The sequence below is a fragment of the Cytobacillus oceanisediminis 2691 genome (genome assembly GCF_007678455.1).
Lineage (GTDB): Bacteria > Bacillota > Bacilli > Bacillales > Cytobacillaceae > Mesobacillus > Mesobacillus oceanisediminis_A.
On sequence record NZ_VEEP01000005.1, the window covers coordinates 46,380 to 61,792 of the forward strand.

A 15,413-nucleotide genomic window follows, 5' to 3' on the forward strand; every position below is an offset into this window, starting at 1 on the left:
GGTACCCTTATGTGAACAATTTCGCCTGCATAAGGGTATCTATCGACATGAATGGTACCCTTATGTGAACAATTTCGCCTGCATAAGGGTATCTATCGACATGAATGGTACCCTTTATGTGAACAATTTCGCCTGCATAAGGGTATCTATCGACATGAATGGTACCCTTATGTGAACAATTTCGCCTGCATAAGGGTATCTATCGACATGAATGGTACCCTTTATGTGAACAATTTCGCCTGCATAAGGGTATCTATCGTCTTGAATGGTGCCCTTATGTGAACAATTTCGCGTGCATAAGGGTATCTATCGACATGAATGGTACCCTTATGTGGACAATGTCAACTGCATAAGGGTATCTATCGGCTTGAATGGTACCCTTATGAGGATAGCTTTGCCTGCATAAGGGTATCTTTCGACATGAATGGTACCCTTATGTGGACAATTTCGCGTGCATAAGGGTATCTTTCAGCTTGAATGGTACCCTTATGAGGATAGCTTCGATTGCATAAGGGTACCTTTCAGCTTGAACTGAGTGCGACTTCGGACAACATTTGTGGTTACAGGCGAAAAGCTGTCCGAAATAGAGCCAATTTAGGACAACTTCAGTGCTTACAGAAGAAAAGCTGTCCTAAAGAAAAAAAGCCCCCCATTTCAGGGAACCTCTCTTATCTCTTCTCAATCGCAATAATAAACGGCGGATTGTTCTTTTGGTTCAGGAATTTATACTCTAAAACGTGTGCGATGTTTTGATCCAGTGATTTTACATAACGCAATAAATATTCCCTCTCTACTTTGCCTTCCGGGTGTCCGTGGTAAATCACAATCACGATGATTCCTTCTGGCGCCATGATTTCGAGCAGCTGGTCGATGGCATGGATGGTGGTTTCGGGCACGGTGACAATGTTTTTATCCCCGCCTGGCAGATAGCCAAGGTTGAAAACGGCACCGGTTATTTTACCGAAATGTAGTGGGGGAATGCATTCTGTGATGTTTTCATGTCCGGTATGGAACAGGGTGACCTGATCCTGCAATTCGTGCTCGCGAAGCTTTGTTTTGCATGACATAAGCGCTTCATCCTGAATGTCAAAGCCATAAATACGGCCGGCCGGGCCTACGAGATTAGCCAAAAATAACGTATCATGGCCATTTCCAACAGTAGCATCCACCGCAATATCCCCTGGTTTAACCGCAAGTTCAAGGAGATTCCGTGCAAATGGAAGAATCCTCTCAAGCTTCATTTTCAATCACCACTTTGTTTCCAGTATAGAATTTACCTTGCCAGCTGTCGCGGCGTTTCATTTCTTTGTCGATCGCATTCAGCACTTCCCATTTGTTGACGCTCCACATCGGGCCGACCATCAGCTCAATCGGGCCATCTCCTGTAATCCTGTGGATGATCATTTCAGGAGGCAGGATTTCGAGCTGGTCACAGACCAATTTTACATAATCCTCAAGGCTAAGGAATTCAAGCATCCCCTTTTCATACTGCTTGACCATCGGTGTACCTTTCAGCAAATGGAGAAGATGGATCTTGATGCCCTGGACATCAAGTTTGGCAACTTCTTGAGCCGTTTCCATCATCATTTCCGGTGTTTCCAGAGGCAATCCGTTAATGATGTGCGAACAAACCCTGATGCCGTGCTTGCGGAGCTTGTCCACTCCTTCTTTGTATGTCTGGTAATCATGGGCCCGATTGATTAGATTGGCTGTTTTTTCATGGACAGTCTGAAGACCAAGCTCAACCCATAAATACGTGCGTTCATTCAGTTCAGCAAGGTATTCAACCACATCGTCCGGCAGGCAGTCAGGCCTGGTTGCAATCGAAAGGCCAACGACACCTTCCTCATTCAGAACGGTTTCGTATTTTTCCCTCAGGACCTCGACCGGTGCGTGGGTATTGGTGAAAGCCTGGAAATAGGCCATGTATTTGCCGTCTTTCCATTTTGTATGCATTTTTTCTTTTATCTTCTTGAATTGTGTGCCGAGATCTTCTACCCGGTCACCGGCGAAATCGCCTGAACCAGCTGCGCTGCAGAATGTGCAGCCGCCGTGGGCTACCGTGCCGTCCCGGTTCGGACAATCGAAGCCGCCATCAAGCGCCACCTTGAAAACCTTGTGGCCAAAATGGTTCCGCAAATGGTAATTCCATGTGTGGTATCGTTTATCATCTGTTGCGTATGGAAAAGGGTTGGCCTGTTTCATGCCAGAAACCTCCTTATAACCTGTCAGTCAGTAATAATAAAAATTGTACCACTTAGGATGGGTGAATCCAATTGCAAAAAGATTACAAAAGGCTGTTTCGAATTAATAGCTGCTTTTCGAATTCTGCAGTTTAATTCTCTGTCAAAGCTATTGCCAGCATTAAATATTGACAAAAACGTGATAGGAAAATCAATTGTGAACAAAATAAAGAAGAAGCAGACTTGCTTCAGCATCAAGAAAAGGAGGGGCTAAAATTGGCAACACGTCAATCGGTTGACCAGCTACTTCAGCAATGTGAGGATGCCATCAATCTTGCCCAGGAACAATACAAAAGCGCTGCTTCCCAACAGCATTATAATGACGGCGATTTCACAAACGCTCTTCAGGCCATTGAAGCTGCCTATAATGATCTTGCCAAGCTCGCCTTCAGTGCGAATGCACAGCAGCGTGACCAGCTTCACAGAATGAGACTGCAGCTGCAGCAGGTTCAAAACAATATGATATTGCTTGATCATTAAAACGGGAGGGATAAACTTTGAAAAAGCGCTCAAAGCAGAATAATCCTGAACAAAAGACACGGAATGGAATGAACAACCAGGATATTGAACTTGGAATGGAGCATGATCCAATCAAAGAATCCAAGAAGATGTATGAACAAAGTGGCGGGCAGCCTGTAAAGTCAAAATTCCATCCCGAACCAGGGCAATCTTCATAAATTTGTAACACCCTCACTTCCAGAAAGGAAGTGGGGTTTTTTTATTGTGTCAATAGTAGAAGGGCGGCAGTATTGTTCATTTAACAAATACCCCCCGTTCACAATTCGGATAAAACTGACGGAAATTTCGTGATTTAAATCACAGATTGAGGGCTCTGAGAAATGGTTTAAATAAGGTAGCAAAGCACGAGCAAGAAATTAAAAACGCCAGTAGATGAAATAATTGTTTTTAAATGAAAGTTGTCTTGTGAAACTATTCACGAATTCGTCACATATAGAAAGGAGTCAAGAAAATGAAAGTTCCGAAGCTAATAATGTCCTTCATCTTATTATTCATTTTTCAGCTTCCTGGTTTGGCTGAAGCAGAGGCTAATCCAGATGTTTTAAATATGGAGGAGCTCACAATCCAGGTGATGCCTGAGTATTCCTACCATCCGAAAGATAAAAAGAAGAATCCGCCACTGCTGGTGGGATACCATGGCGCTCTTAAAAACAATGCTGAACAGCCGCAAAAAGGCCAGGTGGTCGTTCCGCTCCCAATGGATGAGAAGAATTTCAGGATTGGTTTTGCCGGTGATTATTCGCGGGACCTCACCGAAATGAATGAAATCGAATACGAGCTGGATCAGGAAAAAGGAACAATTTCCTGGGAAACGAGTGAGGAAATCCAGCCGGGTGAGATTTACAAATTTGTGATTGAGTACTACACCGACAGCATCAGTGAGAAAGACGGCACAAAGAAGCTTGCTTACGATTTTACAAGCTTTACGGAAATCGGTTTGCTGAACCTGATTTTCGTTGAACCGCTCAATTCGGAAAGCTTCAAGCTTGAACCGGCTTCAGAGCAGCAGCAGAAAAATTCCTACAACATGAATATGTTCCTTTATCAGAGCCAGGGAATTAAAGCCGGTGAAGCAAAGAATATCAAGCTCGAATACAAACGAACTGACGACAGGACGACCGCTGAGATCATGGAGGACATGGCCGGGGATGCAAAAAAGGCTGGGACTGTTAAACAGAACGACGAAAAAATGCCTTTATGGCTGGTTATCACGGTAGTCGGGAGTATCACAATCATCGCAGCTTTGTTCTTAGTTTTCTTCATGAAGAGGCAGAAAACAAAGCCAGTGCAGGACAAAGCTTCATCTGAATTGGAAGCTAAAAAGGCAAAACTCCGGGCGATGCTCGTTGAAGGAAGCATAACGGAAACTGAATACAATGAACTGCTTAAAAAGCTGGGAGGTAAAAAGTGATGTCCAAAAACAAAAAAATCGTGATCGGGCTGGGACTTGCAGCAATTGCGTTCGTCATCATGATGTTTTCAACGATGCCAAGTGCGGGAAGCAAGGAAATTACGATTGAAGACCTGAGCAAAAACGGATCGAACTATGAAGGCGACTATATTATGACTCAGGGCTTGCTCAATAAGGAATCGGTGAAATGGGATGCGGATAAGCTGGAGCTTCGTTTCGAACTTTACGAAGAAGGCGTAGGGACACTGCAGGTTTTCCATAAAGGAATCAAGCCAGATAACTTCTCCGAAGATGTCATTGTTTTAGTCGAAGGTTTTATTCAGAAAGACGGAGTGTTCGAAGCGGAAAAAGTCCAGACGAAATGCCCGACAAAATATGAAGGCGAAGACATGGAGAACTATGACAGCGAAATGCATAAGGAAATGTACAAAAATGACAAGAAGGAATAAAACAGATGGGTGGTTATCTGTATGTATCTGATCGGGAATATCTCAATCTACCTAGGAATCGCGATTTCCCTGTATGGAATTATCGCCAACCTTACCGGGTTAAAGAAGAAAAGCAGCAAATGGCTTGAAAGTGCAAGAGGAGCGGTCCTCTCACTGGCTTTCGTTTCGAGCATCGCCTCGTTCCTGCTGCTGTATCTTCTCGGAACAAGCCAGTTCCAATATAAATATGTGGCTTCCTATACAAACGAAAGCCTGCCGATGGCTTACAAACTGACAGCCTTCTGGGCTGGAAATGCCGGATCCCTGCTGCTTTGGGCTTTCCTATTATCGATTTATGCGGCAATGGTCGTGTTTTCAAAAGAAAAGAAGAACCCTATGATGCCATATGTTTCAAGCATCCTGCTGGTGAATATCCTATTCTTTTTTACGGTGATGGCCCTCAATGTCAATCCATTTGAAATGACTGATAAAATCCCGGCAGACGGAAAAGGGTTGAATCCGATGCTTCAAAATCCGGGGATGATCCTCCATCCTGTAACGCTCTATATGGGCTATGTCGGACTGGCGGTTCCATTCGCGTTCGGGATTGCGGCACTGATCCTCAAGAAAATGGATTCGGAGTGGATCAAGCTGACGAGAAGATGGACTTTGCTGGCATGGCTGTTCCTGACACTTGGAAACGTGATCGGAGGCTGGTGGGCTTATCTTGAGCTTGGCTGGGGCGGCTACTGGGCCTGGGACCCGGTTGAGAATGCTTCCTTCCTTCCATGGCTGACCGTTTCAGCATTCCTGCATTCAGTGATGATACAGGAACGGAAAAATATGCTGAAAACGTGGAATGTAAGCTTGATCATCCTGTCTTACATCCTGACATTGTTTGGAACATTCCTTGTCCGAAGCGGAGTCCTGACCAGTGTCCACGCATTTGGGGACAGTAACCTCGGAACCTACTTCCTTGTGTTCATGGCATTCATGATGCTGTTTTCGCTATATGTCGTCATGACTAGATATGGATTGATCAAGAAAGAGAGCAGTCCGATCGAAGCCTATTTTTCAAAGGAAAGCAGCTTCCTGCTGAACAACCTGATTCTTGTGGCCGCAGCGTTCGCTGTCTTCTGGGGCACGATGTATCCATTGATTTCAGAAACATTCACCGGGACTAAGGTCAATGTTGGAGCGCCTTACTTTAATAAAGTCATGGCCCCGATTTTGCTGGTGCTGATTGTGCTGATGGGAATCTGTCCGCTGATTGCCTGGCAAAAAGCCGTATTTGAAAAGTTCATGAAAAATATTCTCTGGCCGCTTGCGATGGGCATTGCGACTGCCATCTTCCTGTTCGTTTTCGGTGTTAAAGGAATATACGCAATCATCGGGTTATCGGCAACAAGCTTCATGTTTGGTACACATTTGCTTGAATTCGCTAGGGGCATTGGCGCAAGACGGAAAGCGACAAAGGAAAACATCCTGAAAGCCGCTTTCAAGCTGACGGTGAAAAACCAGCGCCGCTATGGCGGTTATATCGTCCATATCGGGATTGCGCTGATTGCGGTGGGAGTCATATCTTCTCACTCTTACTCAACAGAAATATTGAAAACCGTCGACGCCGGGAACAGCATCAAGATTGGCGAATACACCCTGAAATTCAATGAACTGACCGAGCATATGAAAAATGGAAATGGCGTAGTCGCCGCGGATGTGGATGTAACTTATAAAGGCAAGGATATCGGCAAAATCAAGCCGGAAAAAATCTTTTACGAAACATGGCCTGAGCCATCAACAGAGGTAGCAATCAAGACGAACTGGAGCCAGGACTTGTACGTGGTGCTCAGTTCCTGGGAAAACAAAGACAAAGTTACCTTCATGGTAAAAGTGAATCCATTCGTCAGCTGGATTTGGATGGGCGGTATCATCATGGTGATTGGCACTGCATTCGCGTTAATTGGAGGCAGACCGGCATCGATCCGCTACCAGACCAATAAATTTGCGGGAAGGTGATGAAGATGAAAAAGAAAATTTTCGTTGCGACATTCCTTTGCTTCATCTTGATTCCTGGTCTGACATCTGCTTTCACTTATAACTCAAAAGAATTCAAGCACGTCATCACCCAGCTTGATATGCAGGGTCATGCAGATCATGATCTATCCACCTGTTCAATCAAGAAAATTTATTATGACGAAGTGGTAGAAATGCTGAATGGCGGCAAATCAGAGCCGGAAATCATCCAATCTTATGTTGATGAATACGGGCAGGCAGCCTTGAGAACACCTGGCGGCGGCACTAGCGGCTGGATTGCCTGGGGAATGCCGGCTGCAGGATTTGGCATCGGAACTGTGATCGTCGGGGTCTGGATCAGGAAATTGACACTCAAAAAGGCGGAAGTAAACGTTGAAGCCAAAGCAGGATGGGATTCCGAAATCGAGAAGGAAATTGCATCCAAAACTTTTGACGATGAGCGCCGAAAGCTTTTCTAGGAGTTGATGAAAATGGATTATGTATTTTTAATAATTGGATCACTCGTGATCATTACTTGTTTTTACTTTATCATTTCTCCCTTCTTTTCCTCAGGTGAATTCCAGCCCGTAGGAAGGGAAGCAGAAGGTGAAAAGCTGACTCTGGAGCAGGTGTACAGCGCAGTGAATGAGCTGGAAATGGACTTTCTGATGAAAAAAATCAATAGTGATGATTTTGAAAAAATGAAAGAAAATTATCAATTGCTGGCAGCTGACCTATTAAAGGAAGAAACAGAAACGCTTAAGCAAGGCAAAACCAAACTGCCAAAAGGCAAAGCGAAAATGCAGGCTGACGATGCGGAAGAAGAAATTCTCAGGGAACTGAAAAAACTCCGCCAGCAGAAGGGGTGAGTTGAATGGCTCCTGCCTATCACCCTGAATGGCTCGTGAACTTTTGGCTGACGTCGCCTGGATTGAACTTGTTGAATCCTCATTATGTGCTGATGTTTCTGGTAGTTGTAATTGCTCTATTGTGGTTTTTTCAACGAAAACGGACTGCTGTACATGAGGTGATTGACGATAATGAGAAACTGTTCAGGCACCTTTTACTAAGGAAAAAAGTGATTGAGGAGGAGCTTGCCGGATTGGAAGGCAGGCTCGGCTCAGCAGGAATGACCGAAGAAATAAATAAAAAAATGCTTGATTACCAGGGCCGACTGGACCAGGTGAACAAGGAATTGGAACAATACACTGGATGAAAGAGTTGGGGACCATGCTTGAACTGCGAAAAATGACCAAAATGCTGGGAGATAAACTGATACTGCGAAACATCACCCTTACACTCCAAAAAGGGGAGATCCTCGCGGTAATAGGGCCAAACGGTGCCGGGAAAAGTACGTTTTTCAAATGTACGGTCGGATTGCTGCAGCCTACAAGCGGAGAGATTCTCCTTGATGGAAAGCTCGTCAGGAAAAACTCTGCACAGATCAAGCAGCGGATTGGGTTCTTAGGTCATGAATCCTTCCTGTACAATAACCTGTCCCCGCTCGAGAATCTTAGATTTTACGGAAAGCTTTACAAGGTGAAGGACCTTGACAGGAAAGCGAATGAGCTTTTAAAGGAGGTTGGGTTGTACCTGTTCCGCGATATGCCAATCCGCTCATTCTCAAGAGGGATGCTGCAGAGGCTGGCGATTGCCAGGGTGCTGCTGCCTGATCCCGAAATCCTGATGCTCGATGAGCCGCACACCGGACTTGACCAGGAAGCCGTTGCGCTCCTGAATCAAATCATTAAAAACAAACAGAACAGCGGAACGTCCATCCTCATCATCTCACATGATTTTGAACAGGTGCATGCCCTTGCTGACAGGGCTGCCCTGCTGAAAAAGGGGAGAATCATCGCGACCAGGCCACTTGGTGATGGGATCAGCCTGGCAGAGATGAAGCAATGGTATGAATCAGAGGTGAAGAGCTCATGATGTCGATTCTTCTAGATGCCTGGACGATTGCCAGCAAAGACCTTCGCAATGAAATTAAGACAAAGCAGACGATTGGGATGATGGTCATTTTCTCCAGTCTGGTTGTCCTCATTTTCAGCTTTGCCTTCGATCCAACCAACAATATGGTGAAGGCTGTCATTCCAGGTCTGGTCTGGCTGATCACTGTCTTTTCCGGGATTCTTGGCCTGAACCGCTCGTTTCTTTCGGAGCATGAAAATGATGCCCTGACTGGACTGCGCTCGGCACCCATCGATCCTTCGAGTATTTATCTGGGGAAGGCGCTGGCGAATTTCATCCTCGTCACAGCTGTTCAGCTTGTGAGCATTCCGGTGCTGTTCCTGCTGTTCGACTACCGCTTCTTTGGGAAAATAGGCTGGTTCATTCTCGTTGTCGTCATCGGGACACTGGGCTTTATCATTGTCGGCACATTCCTGGCTGCCCTGTCAGCGAATGCCAAAAACAGTGAAATGTTATTGCCGGTGTTGCTGCTTCCGCTTTTAAGCCCATTGCTGATTGCCGGAGTCCAGGCGACAAGAATCGTTCTGGAAAATGAAGTGATTGCTGATGCAGCGTCATGGATCAGATTAATGGGAGCTTATGACTTGTTATTTTTAGCCGCATGCTTTTTCTTATTTGAATTTATTATGGAGGGATCTTGATGAAAAAAAATGCTGGTTTGATTGACCGAATCTTGCTGTTTACGCTGATACCATCATTTTTTATCGCGCTTTACCTGATTTTCATCTGGTCGCCTGTTGAAAAAATGATGGGTGCCACGCAAAAAATATTCTACTTCCATGTTGGCAGTGCCTGGGTCGCTTTCCTCGCTTTCGGTGTAGTTGGTTATTACAGTGTGAGAGTGCTGATAAAACCAAGGCTTCAGTACCATATCAATGCCGGAATCTCAGCTGAAATTGGCGTCCTTTTCACGACAATCACATTAATCACCGGGATGATCTGGGGAAAATCAAGCTGGAATACATGGTGGACATGGGAACCCCGCCTCGCGACAACACTGATCCTCTGGTTCATATACGTCGCTTATCTTTTCGTCCGCAAGATGGACGGTTCAATGGAAAAAATCGCAAGGCTGTCAGCTGTTTTTGGCATCGTTGGTGTCATCAATGTGCCAATTGTCTTCATGGCGATTCGCTGGTGGAACACGAAGCTTCATCCAATTGTGTTCGGTGAAGGCAAAAACCAATCAGGAGGCGGGATCGAGCCTGAAATGCTTGTCACCTTGCTGTTCTCGATTTTTACAATCACCTTGCTGTACACGTTCCTGATGCGAAAAGGCATCGAAATTGAAAAAATGAGACATATCGTCAAAAAGGCTAAGTCAAAAGCTATTGAAAAGCTTGCGGGCTAACTATTAAGGAGGAATGGAAAATGACTTACTTATTCATGGGTTATACAGTGATCTGGACGTTGATAGCGGGATATGTCGTTGTCCTTGGCCGCCGCCAGAAGCAGCTGAAAAAAGAGATCGAACTACTGGAAGAATGGAACTCAGATTTTTAAAAAGCGGGTGATGAAAATGGGCAAAAAAATCGTTCCGGTCATCGTGATTGCTGCTGTCATCGGAGTCCTTGGCTTTTTGGTCAGCGGACTGGGCGGGAAAGCATCCGCCCAGCCTGGTGACCAGTCGATCGATTTTGAACTGCAGGATATCGACGGCAATACTTATAAACTTTCTGATTTTAAGGGCCAGCCGGTCGTCCTGAATTTTTTCGCGACATGGTGTGCGCCATGCATTGATGAAGCGCCTGAATTGGAAGCTTTCGGCAAAGAATACAAGGATGCAAAACTTTTGATCCTCGCAAAAGGCGAATCGAAAAAACGGATGGAAAAATATATCGGAGAAAGTGGCTCTAAGCTTACGTATCTTTTAGACACAAAAGAAGACATCTCTAAAGATTACAATGTGATCGGACAGCCTGAGACCATCATCATTGACGGGGACGGCAAGATAGTCGAACGCTTTTCCGGGCCGACAACGAAGGATGATTTAATCAGTCTGATCCAGGAAAAAGTTTCACCATGACCTTGGTTAAAGCACAATCGTGTTTTAATAAGGCTGTTTTCGTATGAATGCGGAAACAGTTTTTAGTAGTTGGCTATAAGGGAGGTGAAAGAGAATGCTGAAAAAGCTGCTGGGAATAGACAAAAAGATGCTGTTATTCATTGGTGTGTTCGCTGGAATCATTGTTTCGGTCGTCACTGTCAAGACACTCGCTTATACGGATTCACCTGAATTCTGTTCAAGCTGCCATATCATGACAGAGGTCCATGACTCGTTTTCCGATTCCAACCACGCCGGTCTGGCCTGCGGGGACTGCCATTTGCCACACGAGAATATGGTCAAAAAATATACCTATAAGGCAAAGGCGGGCATGACACATGTGTATTTCAATACACTAGGGGAAGCAAAAATACCGAAGGTGCTCCACGCAACAGAAAGCTCTGACGAAGTCATAAATGAAAACTGTATCAGCTGCCATGAAAATACACTGGAAAATATATCGCATGATGCCAAAGACAGCTGTTCAAGCTGCCACCAGGCAGTGCCGCATGGAAAAGGCTTCAAGACAGAGGATTATTTTAAACCGCCTAAACCAGGCGAGCTTTTAGAGAAAAAAGGAGGTACGATGAACAATGGCTAGAAATTTCCGCTGGGCATATTTGCTCCTTGCGGCTGTCATGCTCATCATTACAGGCTGCTCCAGCTCGGATGAAGAAGCCACTTCAGCCAGTGAGCTAAAAACGGGGCTTAGCAAAGATGAAATCAGCAATGAAGCCTTCAAGGATCTTTTCCCGCTTCAATATGACAGCTACAAACAAAACGAAAAGATGGAAGACACAAAATACAGCGGTTCCGTGAAACGAAGCAAATTCGACCATGACAAGGAACCGTATTTGCCAGTCCTTTTTAACGGCTATGGCTTTGCGACTGAATACAATGAAGATCGCGGCCATATTTACGCGAATGAGGACGTCCGGGCGATCGCGAGGATCACTGACAAGTCGGTCGGTTCCTGCTTGACATGTAAATCGACTGCCGTACCGCACATGATCGAGGAAATGGGTGACGATTACTGGAGCGGCAATTTTAACAAAGACATCTGGCCGAAAGCAGAAGCAATGGGCCATTCGCCAATCGGCTGTTCAGACTGCCATGATCCGCAGACGATGGATTTGCGCGTCACACGCCCAAGCTTCATCAAGGCAATGGAATCACAGGGCATCGACATGTCCAACCCAACAAAGAATGACATGAGGAACTATGTTTGCGGACAGTGCCACGTAGAGTACTACTTTGCAGCTGACAATAGTGAAGTTACCTATCCTTGGGCGAATGGATTCAAGCCTGAAGATATGTATGAATACTATGAGACAACTGCCAAGGAACAAGGTTTTGAGAAAGACTGGGTTCACAATATTTCCGGAACGCCAATGCTGAAATCCCAGCACCCTGACTTTGAGACACATATCGAAGGTCCGCATGGCGAGGCTGGAGTCACATGTGCAGACTGTCACATGCCATATGACAGAGTAGACGGCAAAAAGAAAATCAGTTCACACTGGTGGACATCGCCTCTGAAGACAATGGATCAATCCTGCGCAACCTGCCATACCAACAGGGATATGGATGAGCTGAAAGAACGCGTAATCGGTATTCAGGATACTCATATGGAAGCCCTTCATAAGGCAGAGGATATTTCGATTACCTCACACTATTACGTGAATAAGATGATCACATCAGGAGTAAGCGAAGAAAAAATAAAGCAGGCTCAGGAGCATATCAGAAAAGGACAATGGTTCTGGGATATCGTAGCGGCTGAAAGTTCGGCTGGTTTCCATAATCCGCAGGGATCAATGGATTCATTGAGGATTTCGACTGAAGAATCAAACGCAGCCATCAATATTGCCATCGAAGAATTGACCAAAAAAGGCGTCAATTTAGAAGAGGTCAAGACAGAGATTGAAAAGGTGAAGAAGGCTGTTTACGACGAAAAAGATAACTTCAAGAAGAAAGACAAAGCAATCAACAGTTACTTCCCGGCCCAACAGCCAGCTCCAAAAAAATAGAGAATAGTAAATTTAGAGAATAGATAAATAGGAAAACACTGTGCAAATGCTAGTTTGTACGGTGTTTTCTTTAGTTTTGCAGAAAACATGAGAAGTGTCAATCATCCTTGATTAGTTTTTTTATTGATTAAATGGAATCGGGCGAAAACACCGTTTGATTTGATAAAAACACGTCTGGATTCTGCATTGATTTGGGGTAAGTTTTGCTTGGTTCCACGAATAAAGTCTACAATTTATGAAAAATCCTATGTTATTAAGCTTCAATTCCGCGAAAACACTACTAGATTCCGCGAAAGAACAATCCAATTCCGCGAAAATCCCCCTAATTCCGCGAAGTGGAAATAATCAAATATTTTTTCCAATTTCACTACCAAAAAAATAGAAAATTTCAACTTCAAATCCCTGTATAAATTCCTATTGCAACCCACGATAAAAACCACTAAAATTACTTTGGTATTGCATTGGAAATTTAATTTATATACTGTTTGGATAACTATATATGTTTTTCTTAATCCAGCTCCAGCGCCTAGCCCCTCGAGTCACTTGTCTAGTGTCGCCTCCTAGAAACTCCGAAACTTCAACTCCGCCTGCAGAAGCAAAAAGCGCTTCTTTGTCGGAGTCTCCAGTTTCTGCGTTTCTGGGCAGTCGGCTATTCTTTTCGATTTCGGTCCGCCCAATGAAGTCAAAGAACGACTTCACCGGTCGGCCCTCCAGTGCTTGTCGGGGCTGAACGAGGCGCTTTCGCTTTTTGTTTTTTCGAAATTAATTTAGTGAAAGAAGGCGTTATATGATGCCTAGAGCCTTGTGGCTTTTGATTATCGGGATGGCAGTCAATGTTACTGGTTCCTCTTTTTTATGGCCTTTGAACACAATCTATATACATGAGCACCTCGGCAAATCATTGTCTGTTGCTGGAATCGTATTGATGCTGAATTCAGCTGCCAGCGTCATCGGCAATCTTTTTGGCGGGAGTCTTTTTGATAAAATCGGCGGCTACAAATCTATCATTCTTGGAATCAGCATCACCATTTTGGCACTGCTTGGCTTGACTTTTTGGCCTGGCTGGCCGCAGTATATTTTCTTTTTGACATTGGTTGGCTTTGGTTCTGGAATCGTCTTTCCGGCTATGTATGCAATGGCTGGGTCGGTCTGGAAAGAGGGTGGCCGCAAAGCATTCAACGCTATTTATGTGGCTCAGAATCTTGGGGTCGCGGTTGGGGCAGCGCTTGGCGGGCTTGTCGCATCCTATTCATTCCAGCTGATTTTCATAGCGAACGTAGCTATGTACCTGATTTTCATGGTGATTGCTATTTTGGGCTATCGCAGCATCGACACCAGGGCTGCGATGCAAACGAACGTCCTCCAGGAAAACGGCGCGGTAAAAAGCCATACTAAGCTGTATGCTCTTTTGATTCTGTCTGTTGGCTATTTGCTTTGCTGGGTGGGGTACGTACAATGGCAAACAACGATTGCAGCTTATACTCAGGAATTGAATATTTCCTTGAACCAATACAGCATTCTCTGGACAATTAACGGCGCATTGATCGTCCTTGGCCAGCCAATTGTGAACAGGCTGATCAAGCCGTTCCAGAATAAGCTGAAGCTGCAGATCATCATCGGAATGGTCATCTTCATGGTTTCCTATGCAGTGGCGGCGGGAGCTCAAGCATTTTCAGGCTTCGTTGCTGGCATGGTGATCCTGACGATTGGGGAAATGCTGATTTGGCCGGCCGTTCCGACCATTGCAAATGACCTGGCGCCAAAAGGACGGGAAGGCTTTTACCAGGGAATCGTCAACAGTACCGCTACGGGCGGAAGGATGATTGGCCCGCTTATGGGCGGAATCCTTGTCGACCTGTACGGTATGCCCATGTTATTCGCAATCCTGATTGCGATCATGTTTATCGGGATTTTCACTACACTTGTTTACGACCGGAAAATGAAGGTATCTCATAATGTTGCTGCACAAACGCAAAGTTAAAAGAATCTCAAAACGTGCAGCACAAGCCTAAAAAACAACAGGGAGCTGGGCCGAAGGGGGTCCAGCTCCCTTTCTAATCAGTCACAAAATATGCATTTTTTCTCGATAAAAAATGCATATTTTGCATCTAATATAGGAATGTGGGATTATGATATAATCATACTTTGAAAGATAAGGGGGTGAATGGGTTGAAATTTAAAATTCTAGGAATGGCGTTTTTGGCTGCAGGACTGTTAACTGCCTGCAATGGCGGAGAAAAATCTGCTGAACCTGAAAAACAACAACAAAACATCAAGGAATTGGTGAGTGATTACAGCGCGGGCAAAAACAAGGACCACAAGGCATCCATCACCTCACATGAGCTGACGATTGCTGACAGTGAAGGGGACAAGCAAGTCTATGACATCTCAGAAGAAGACTTCTTCGTCTCAATCGCACCTTATGAAAATCAAACCCATCCTTGAACGAATCATAGCTTGACAGGTTGTCAAGGTGAATTGGTTGAAAAAGAGTTTGATGTATATATTGAGGATGAGGAAGGAAACGTAGTTGTTGACGAGAAGATGATGTCCCAGCCGAATGGCTTCATCGATTTATGGCTTCCGCGTGATAAAAAGTACAAAACAAAGATTGGATATGACGGTAAAAGTGTTGAATCAGAAATATCCACTTTTGAAAACGATGCGACCTGCATCACGACCATGCAGTTAATGTAGACGAAAGCGCCTTTTCAGGTGCTTTTTTTGTATCAGTTATTATTTTCAGAAAATTGT

At 44.9% G+C, this 15,413-nt stretch carries 20 protein-coding genes; 17 read left to right on the forward strand and 3 right to left on the reverse strand.

The features are described 5' to 3' along the window. Nucleotides 1-668 precede the first annotated feature (668 nt). Together mnmM and mnmL are read right to left on the reverse strand one after the other, a co-directional pair. Nucleotides 669-1,241 carry a tRNA 5-(aminomethyl)-2-thiouridylate-methyltransferase MnmM gene (mnmM, locus tag FS736_RS11295; protein WP_144477081.1) on the reverse strand — a complete coding sequence of 191 codons (573 nt, stop codon included), beginning with the start codon at nt 1,239-1,241 and terminating at the stop codon, nt 669-671. After that, nucleotides 1,231-2,205 (reverse strand): tRNA modification radical SAM protein MnmL/YtqA, encoded by a 975-nt coding sequence (gene mnmL / locus FS736_RS11300; RefSeq protein ID WP_144477084.1) that lies wholly within the window; start codon nt 2,203-2,205, stop codon nt 1,231-1,233. Before mnmL ends, mnmM begins: the two co-directional genes overlap by 11 nt. A gap of 254 nt (nt 2,206-2,459) precedes the next feature. On the opposite strand from mnmL, the gene FS736_RS11305 reads away from it, so the two are divergent. The 15 genes from FS736_RS11305 (at nt 2,460) to FS736_RS11375 (ending at nt 12,659) form a co-directional block, all read left to right on the forward strand. Continuing rightward, on the forward strand, nt 2,460-2,723 hold the full coding sequence (locus tag FS736_RS11305; protein WP_144477087.1) for a YtzC family protein: 264 nt from the start codon (nt 2,460-2,462) through the stop codon (nt 2,721-2,723). Nucleotides 2,724-2,740: 17 nt separating this feature from the next. Then, nucleotides 2,741-2,920 carry a glycogen biosynthesis protein GlgD gene (locus tag FS736_RS11310; protein ID WP_144477090.1) on the forward strand — a complete coding sequence of 60 codons (180 nt, stop codon included), beginning with the start codon at nt 2,741-2,743 and terminating at the stop codon, nt 2,918-2,920. A gap of 293 nt (nt 2,921-3,213) precedes the next feature. Then, on the forward strand, nt 3,214-4,173 hold the full coding sequence (locus FS736_RS11315; RefSeq protein ID WP_144477092.1) for a hypothetical protein: 960 nt from the start codon (nt 3,214-3,216) through the stop codon (nt 4,171-4,173). After that, entirely contained in the window at nt 4,173-4,622 is a 450-nt protein-coding gene (locus FS736_RS11320) for a cytochrome c maturation protein CcmE (protein WP_144477095.1), read from the forward strand. The genes FS736_RS11315 and FS736_RS11320 overlap by 1 nt, the downstream gene beginning before the upstream one ends. Before the next feature lie 21 nt (nt 4,623-4,643). After that, on the forward strand, nt 4,644-6,617 hold the full coding sequence (locus tag FS736_RS11325) for a heme lyase CcmF/NrfE family subunit (RefSeq protein WP_144477098.1): 1,974 nt from the start codon (nt 4,644-4,646) through the stop codon (nt 6,615-6,617). Nucleotides 6,618-6,622: 5 nt separating this feature from the next. Continuing rightward, the gene (locus FS736_RS11330; RefSeq protein ID WP_186326759.1) at nt 6,623-7,093 is read left to right on the forward strand and encodes a cytochrome c-type biogenesis protein CcmH; all 471 of its coding nucleotides are present in this window, start codon (nt 6,623-6,625) and stop codon (nt 7,091-7,093) included. Between the two features lie 12 nt (nt 7,094-7,105). Beyond that, nucleotides 7,106-7,483, forward strand: coding sequence for a hypothetical protein (locus FS736_RS11335; RefSeq protein ID WP_144477104.1), 378 nt, complete (start codon nt 7,106-7,108; stop codon nt 7,481-7,483). 5 nt (nt 7,484-7,488) lie between these two features. Continuing rightward, nucleotides 7,489-7,830, forward strand: coding sequence for a hypothetical protein (locus tag FS736_RS11340; protein ID WP_144477107.1), 342 nt, complete (start codon nt 7,489-7,491; stop codon nt 7,828-7,830). Between the two features lie 14 nt (nt 7,831-7,844). Beyond that, nucleotides 7,845-8,549: a heme ABC exporter ATP-binding protein CcmA gene (gene ccmA, locus FS736_RS11345; protein WP_186326760.1), complete on the forward strand. Its 705-nt coding sequence runs from the start codon at nt 7,845-7,847 to the stop codon at nt 8,547-8,549. Beyond that, nucleotides 8,546-9,229, forward strand: coding sequence for a heme exporter protein CcmB (locus FS736_RS11350; protein WP_251544756.1), 684 nt, complete (start codon nt 8,546-8,548; stop codon nt 9,227-9,229). The genes ccmA and FS736_RS11350 overlap by 4 nt, the downstream gene beginning before the upstream one ends. Further along, complete coding sequence (gene ccsA / locus FS736_RS11355) at nt 9,229-9,939, forward strand: cytochrome c biogenesis protein CcsA (RefSeq protein ID WP_144477113.1); 711 nt, start codon at nt 9,229-9,231, stop codon at nt 9,937-9,939. The genes FS736_RS11350 and ccsA overlap by 1 nt, the downstream gene beginning before the upstream one ends. Before the next feature lie 20 nt (nt 9,940-9,959). Then, nucleotides 9,960-10,091, forward strand: a complete 132-nt coding sequence (locus FS736_RS11360) for a CcmD family protein (RefSeq protein WP_144477114.1) — start codon at nt 9,960-9,962, stop codon at nt 10,089-10,091. Between the two features lie 16 nt (nt 10,092-10,107). Continuing rightward, entirely contained in the window at nt 10,108-10,614 is a 507-nt protein-coding gene (locus tag FS736_RS11365; RefSeq protein WP_144477116.1) for a TlpA family protein disulfide reductase, read from the forward strand. 94 nt (nt 10,615-10,708) lie between these two features. Next, entirely contained in the window at nt 10,709-11,233 is a 525-nt protein-coding gene (locus FS736_RS11370) for a NapC/NirT family cytochrome c (protein WP_144477119.1), read from the forward strand. Continuing rightward, nucleotides 11,226-12,659, forward strand: a complete 1,434-nt coding sequence (locus FS736_RS11375; RefSeq protein ID WP_144477123.1) for an ammonia-forming cytochrome c nitrite reductase subunit c552 — start codon at nt 11,226-11,228, stop codon at nt 12,657-12,659. The genes FS736_RS11370 and FS736_RS11375 overlap by 8 nt, the downstream gene beginning before the upstream one ends. A gap of 474 nt (nt 12,660-13,133) precedes the next feature. Here FS736_RS11375 and FS736_RS11380 read toward each other — a convergent pair whose 3' ends face one another. Beyond that, the gene (locus tag FS736_RS11380) at nt 13,134-13,358 is read right to left on the reverse strand and encodes a hypothetical protein (protein WP_144477126.1); all 225 of its coding nucleotides are present in this window, start codon (nt 13,356-13,358) and stop codon (nt 13,134-13,136) included. Nucleotides 13,359-13,449: 91 nt separating this feature from the next. Here FS736_RS11380 and FS736_RS11385 point away from each other — a divergent pair, with 91 nt between their 5' ends. Both FS736_RS11385 and FS736_RS24300 read left to right on the forward strand, forming a co-directional pair. Further along, on the forward strand, nt 13,450-14,640 hold the full coding sequence (locus tag FS736_RS11385; protein ID WP_144477785.1) for an MDR family MFS transporter: 1,191 nt from the start codon (nt 13,450-13,452) through the stop codon (nt 14,638-14,640). A 188-nt stretch (nt 14,641-14,828) separates the two neighbouring features. Next, on the forward strand, nt 14,829-15,356 hold the full coding sequence (locus tag FS736_RS24300) for a CueP family metal-binding protein (RefSeq protein ID WP_251544753.1): 528 nt from the start codon (nt 14,829-14,831) through the stop codon (nt 15,354-15,356). Nucleotides 15,357-15,413: the final 57 nt, after the last annotated feature.

What these genes read in the sequence shown, in the direction of transcription:
- mnmM (WP_144477081.1), bottom strand. Translation starts at nt 1,241, where the DNA reads ATGAAGCTTGAGAGGATTCTTCCATTTGCACGGAATCTCCTTGAACTT.
- mnmL (WP_144477084.1), bottom strand. Translation starts at nt 2,205, where the DNA reads ATGAAACAGGCCAACCCTTTTCCATACGCAACAGATGATAAACGATAC.
- FS736_RS11315 (WP_144477092.1), top strand. Translation starts at nt 3,214, where the DNA reads ATGAAAGTTCCGAAGCTAATAATGTCCTTCATCTTATTATTCATTTTT.
- FS736_RS11320 (WP_144477095.1), top strand. Translation starts at nt 4,173, where the DNA reads ATGTCCAAAAACAAAAAAATCGTGATCGGGCTGGGACTTGCAGCAATT.
- FS736_RS11325 (WP_144477098.1), top strand. Translation starts at nt 4,644, where the DNA reads ATGTATCTGATCGGGAATATCTCAATCTACCTAGGAATCGCGATTTCC.
- FS736_RS11330 (WP_186326759.1), top strand. Translation starts at nt 6,623, where the DNA reads ATGAAAAAGAAAATTTTCGTTGCGACATTCCTTTGCTTCATCTTGATT.
- FS736_RS11335 (WP_144477104.1), top strand. Translation starts at nt 7,106, where the DNA reads ATGGATTATGTATTTTTAATAATTGGATCACTCGTGATCATTACTTGT.
- FS736_RS11340 (WP_144477107.1), top strand. Translation starts at nt 7,489, where the DNA reads ATGGCTCCTGCCTATCACCCTGAATGGCTCGTGAACTTTTGGCTGACG.
- ccmA (WP_186326760.1), top strand. Translation starts at nt 7,845, where the DNA reads ATGCTTGAACTGCGAAAAATGACCAAAATGCTGGGAGATAAACTGATA.
- FS736_RS11350 (WP_251544756.1), top strand. Translation starts at nt 8,546, where the DNA reads ATGATGTCGATTCTTCTAGATGCCTGGACGATTGCCAGCAAAGACCTT.
- ccsA (WP_144477113.1), top strand. Translation starts at nt 9,229, where the DNA reads ATGAAAAAAAATGCTGGTTTGATTGACCGAATCTTGCTGTTTACGCTG.
- FS736_RS11360 (WP_144477114.1), top strand. Translation starts at nt 9,960, where the DNA reads ATGACTTACTTATTCATGGGTTATACAGTGATCTGGACGTTGATAGCG.
- FS736_RS11365 (WP_144477116.1), top strand. Translation starts at nt 10,108, where the DNA reads ATGGGCAAAAAAATCGTTCCGGTCATCGTGATTGCTGCTGTCATCGGA.
- FS736_RS11370 (WP_144477119.1), top strand. Translation starts at nt 10,709, where the DNA reads ATGCTGAAAAAGCTGCTGGGAATAGACAAAAAGATGCTGTTATTCATT.
- FS736_RS11375 (WP_144477123.1), top strand. Translation starts at nt 11,226, where the DNA reads ATGGCTAGAAATTTCCGCTGGGCATATTTGCTCCTTGCGGCTGTCATG.
- FS736_RS11385 (WP_144477785.1), top strand. Translation starts at nt 13,450, where the DNA reads ATGCCTAGAGCCTTGTGGCTTTTGATTATCGGGATGGCAGTCAATGTT.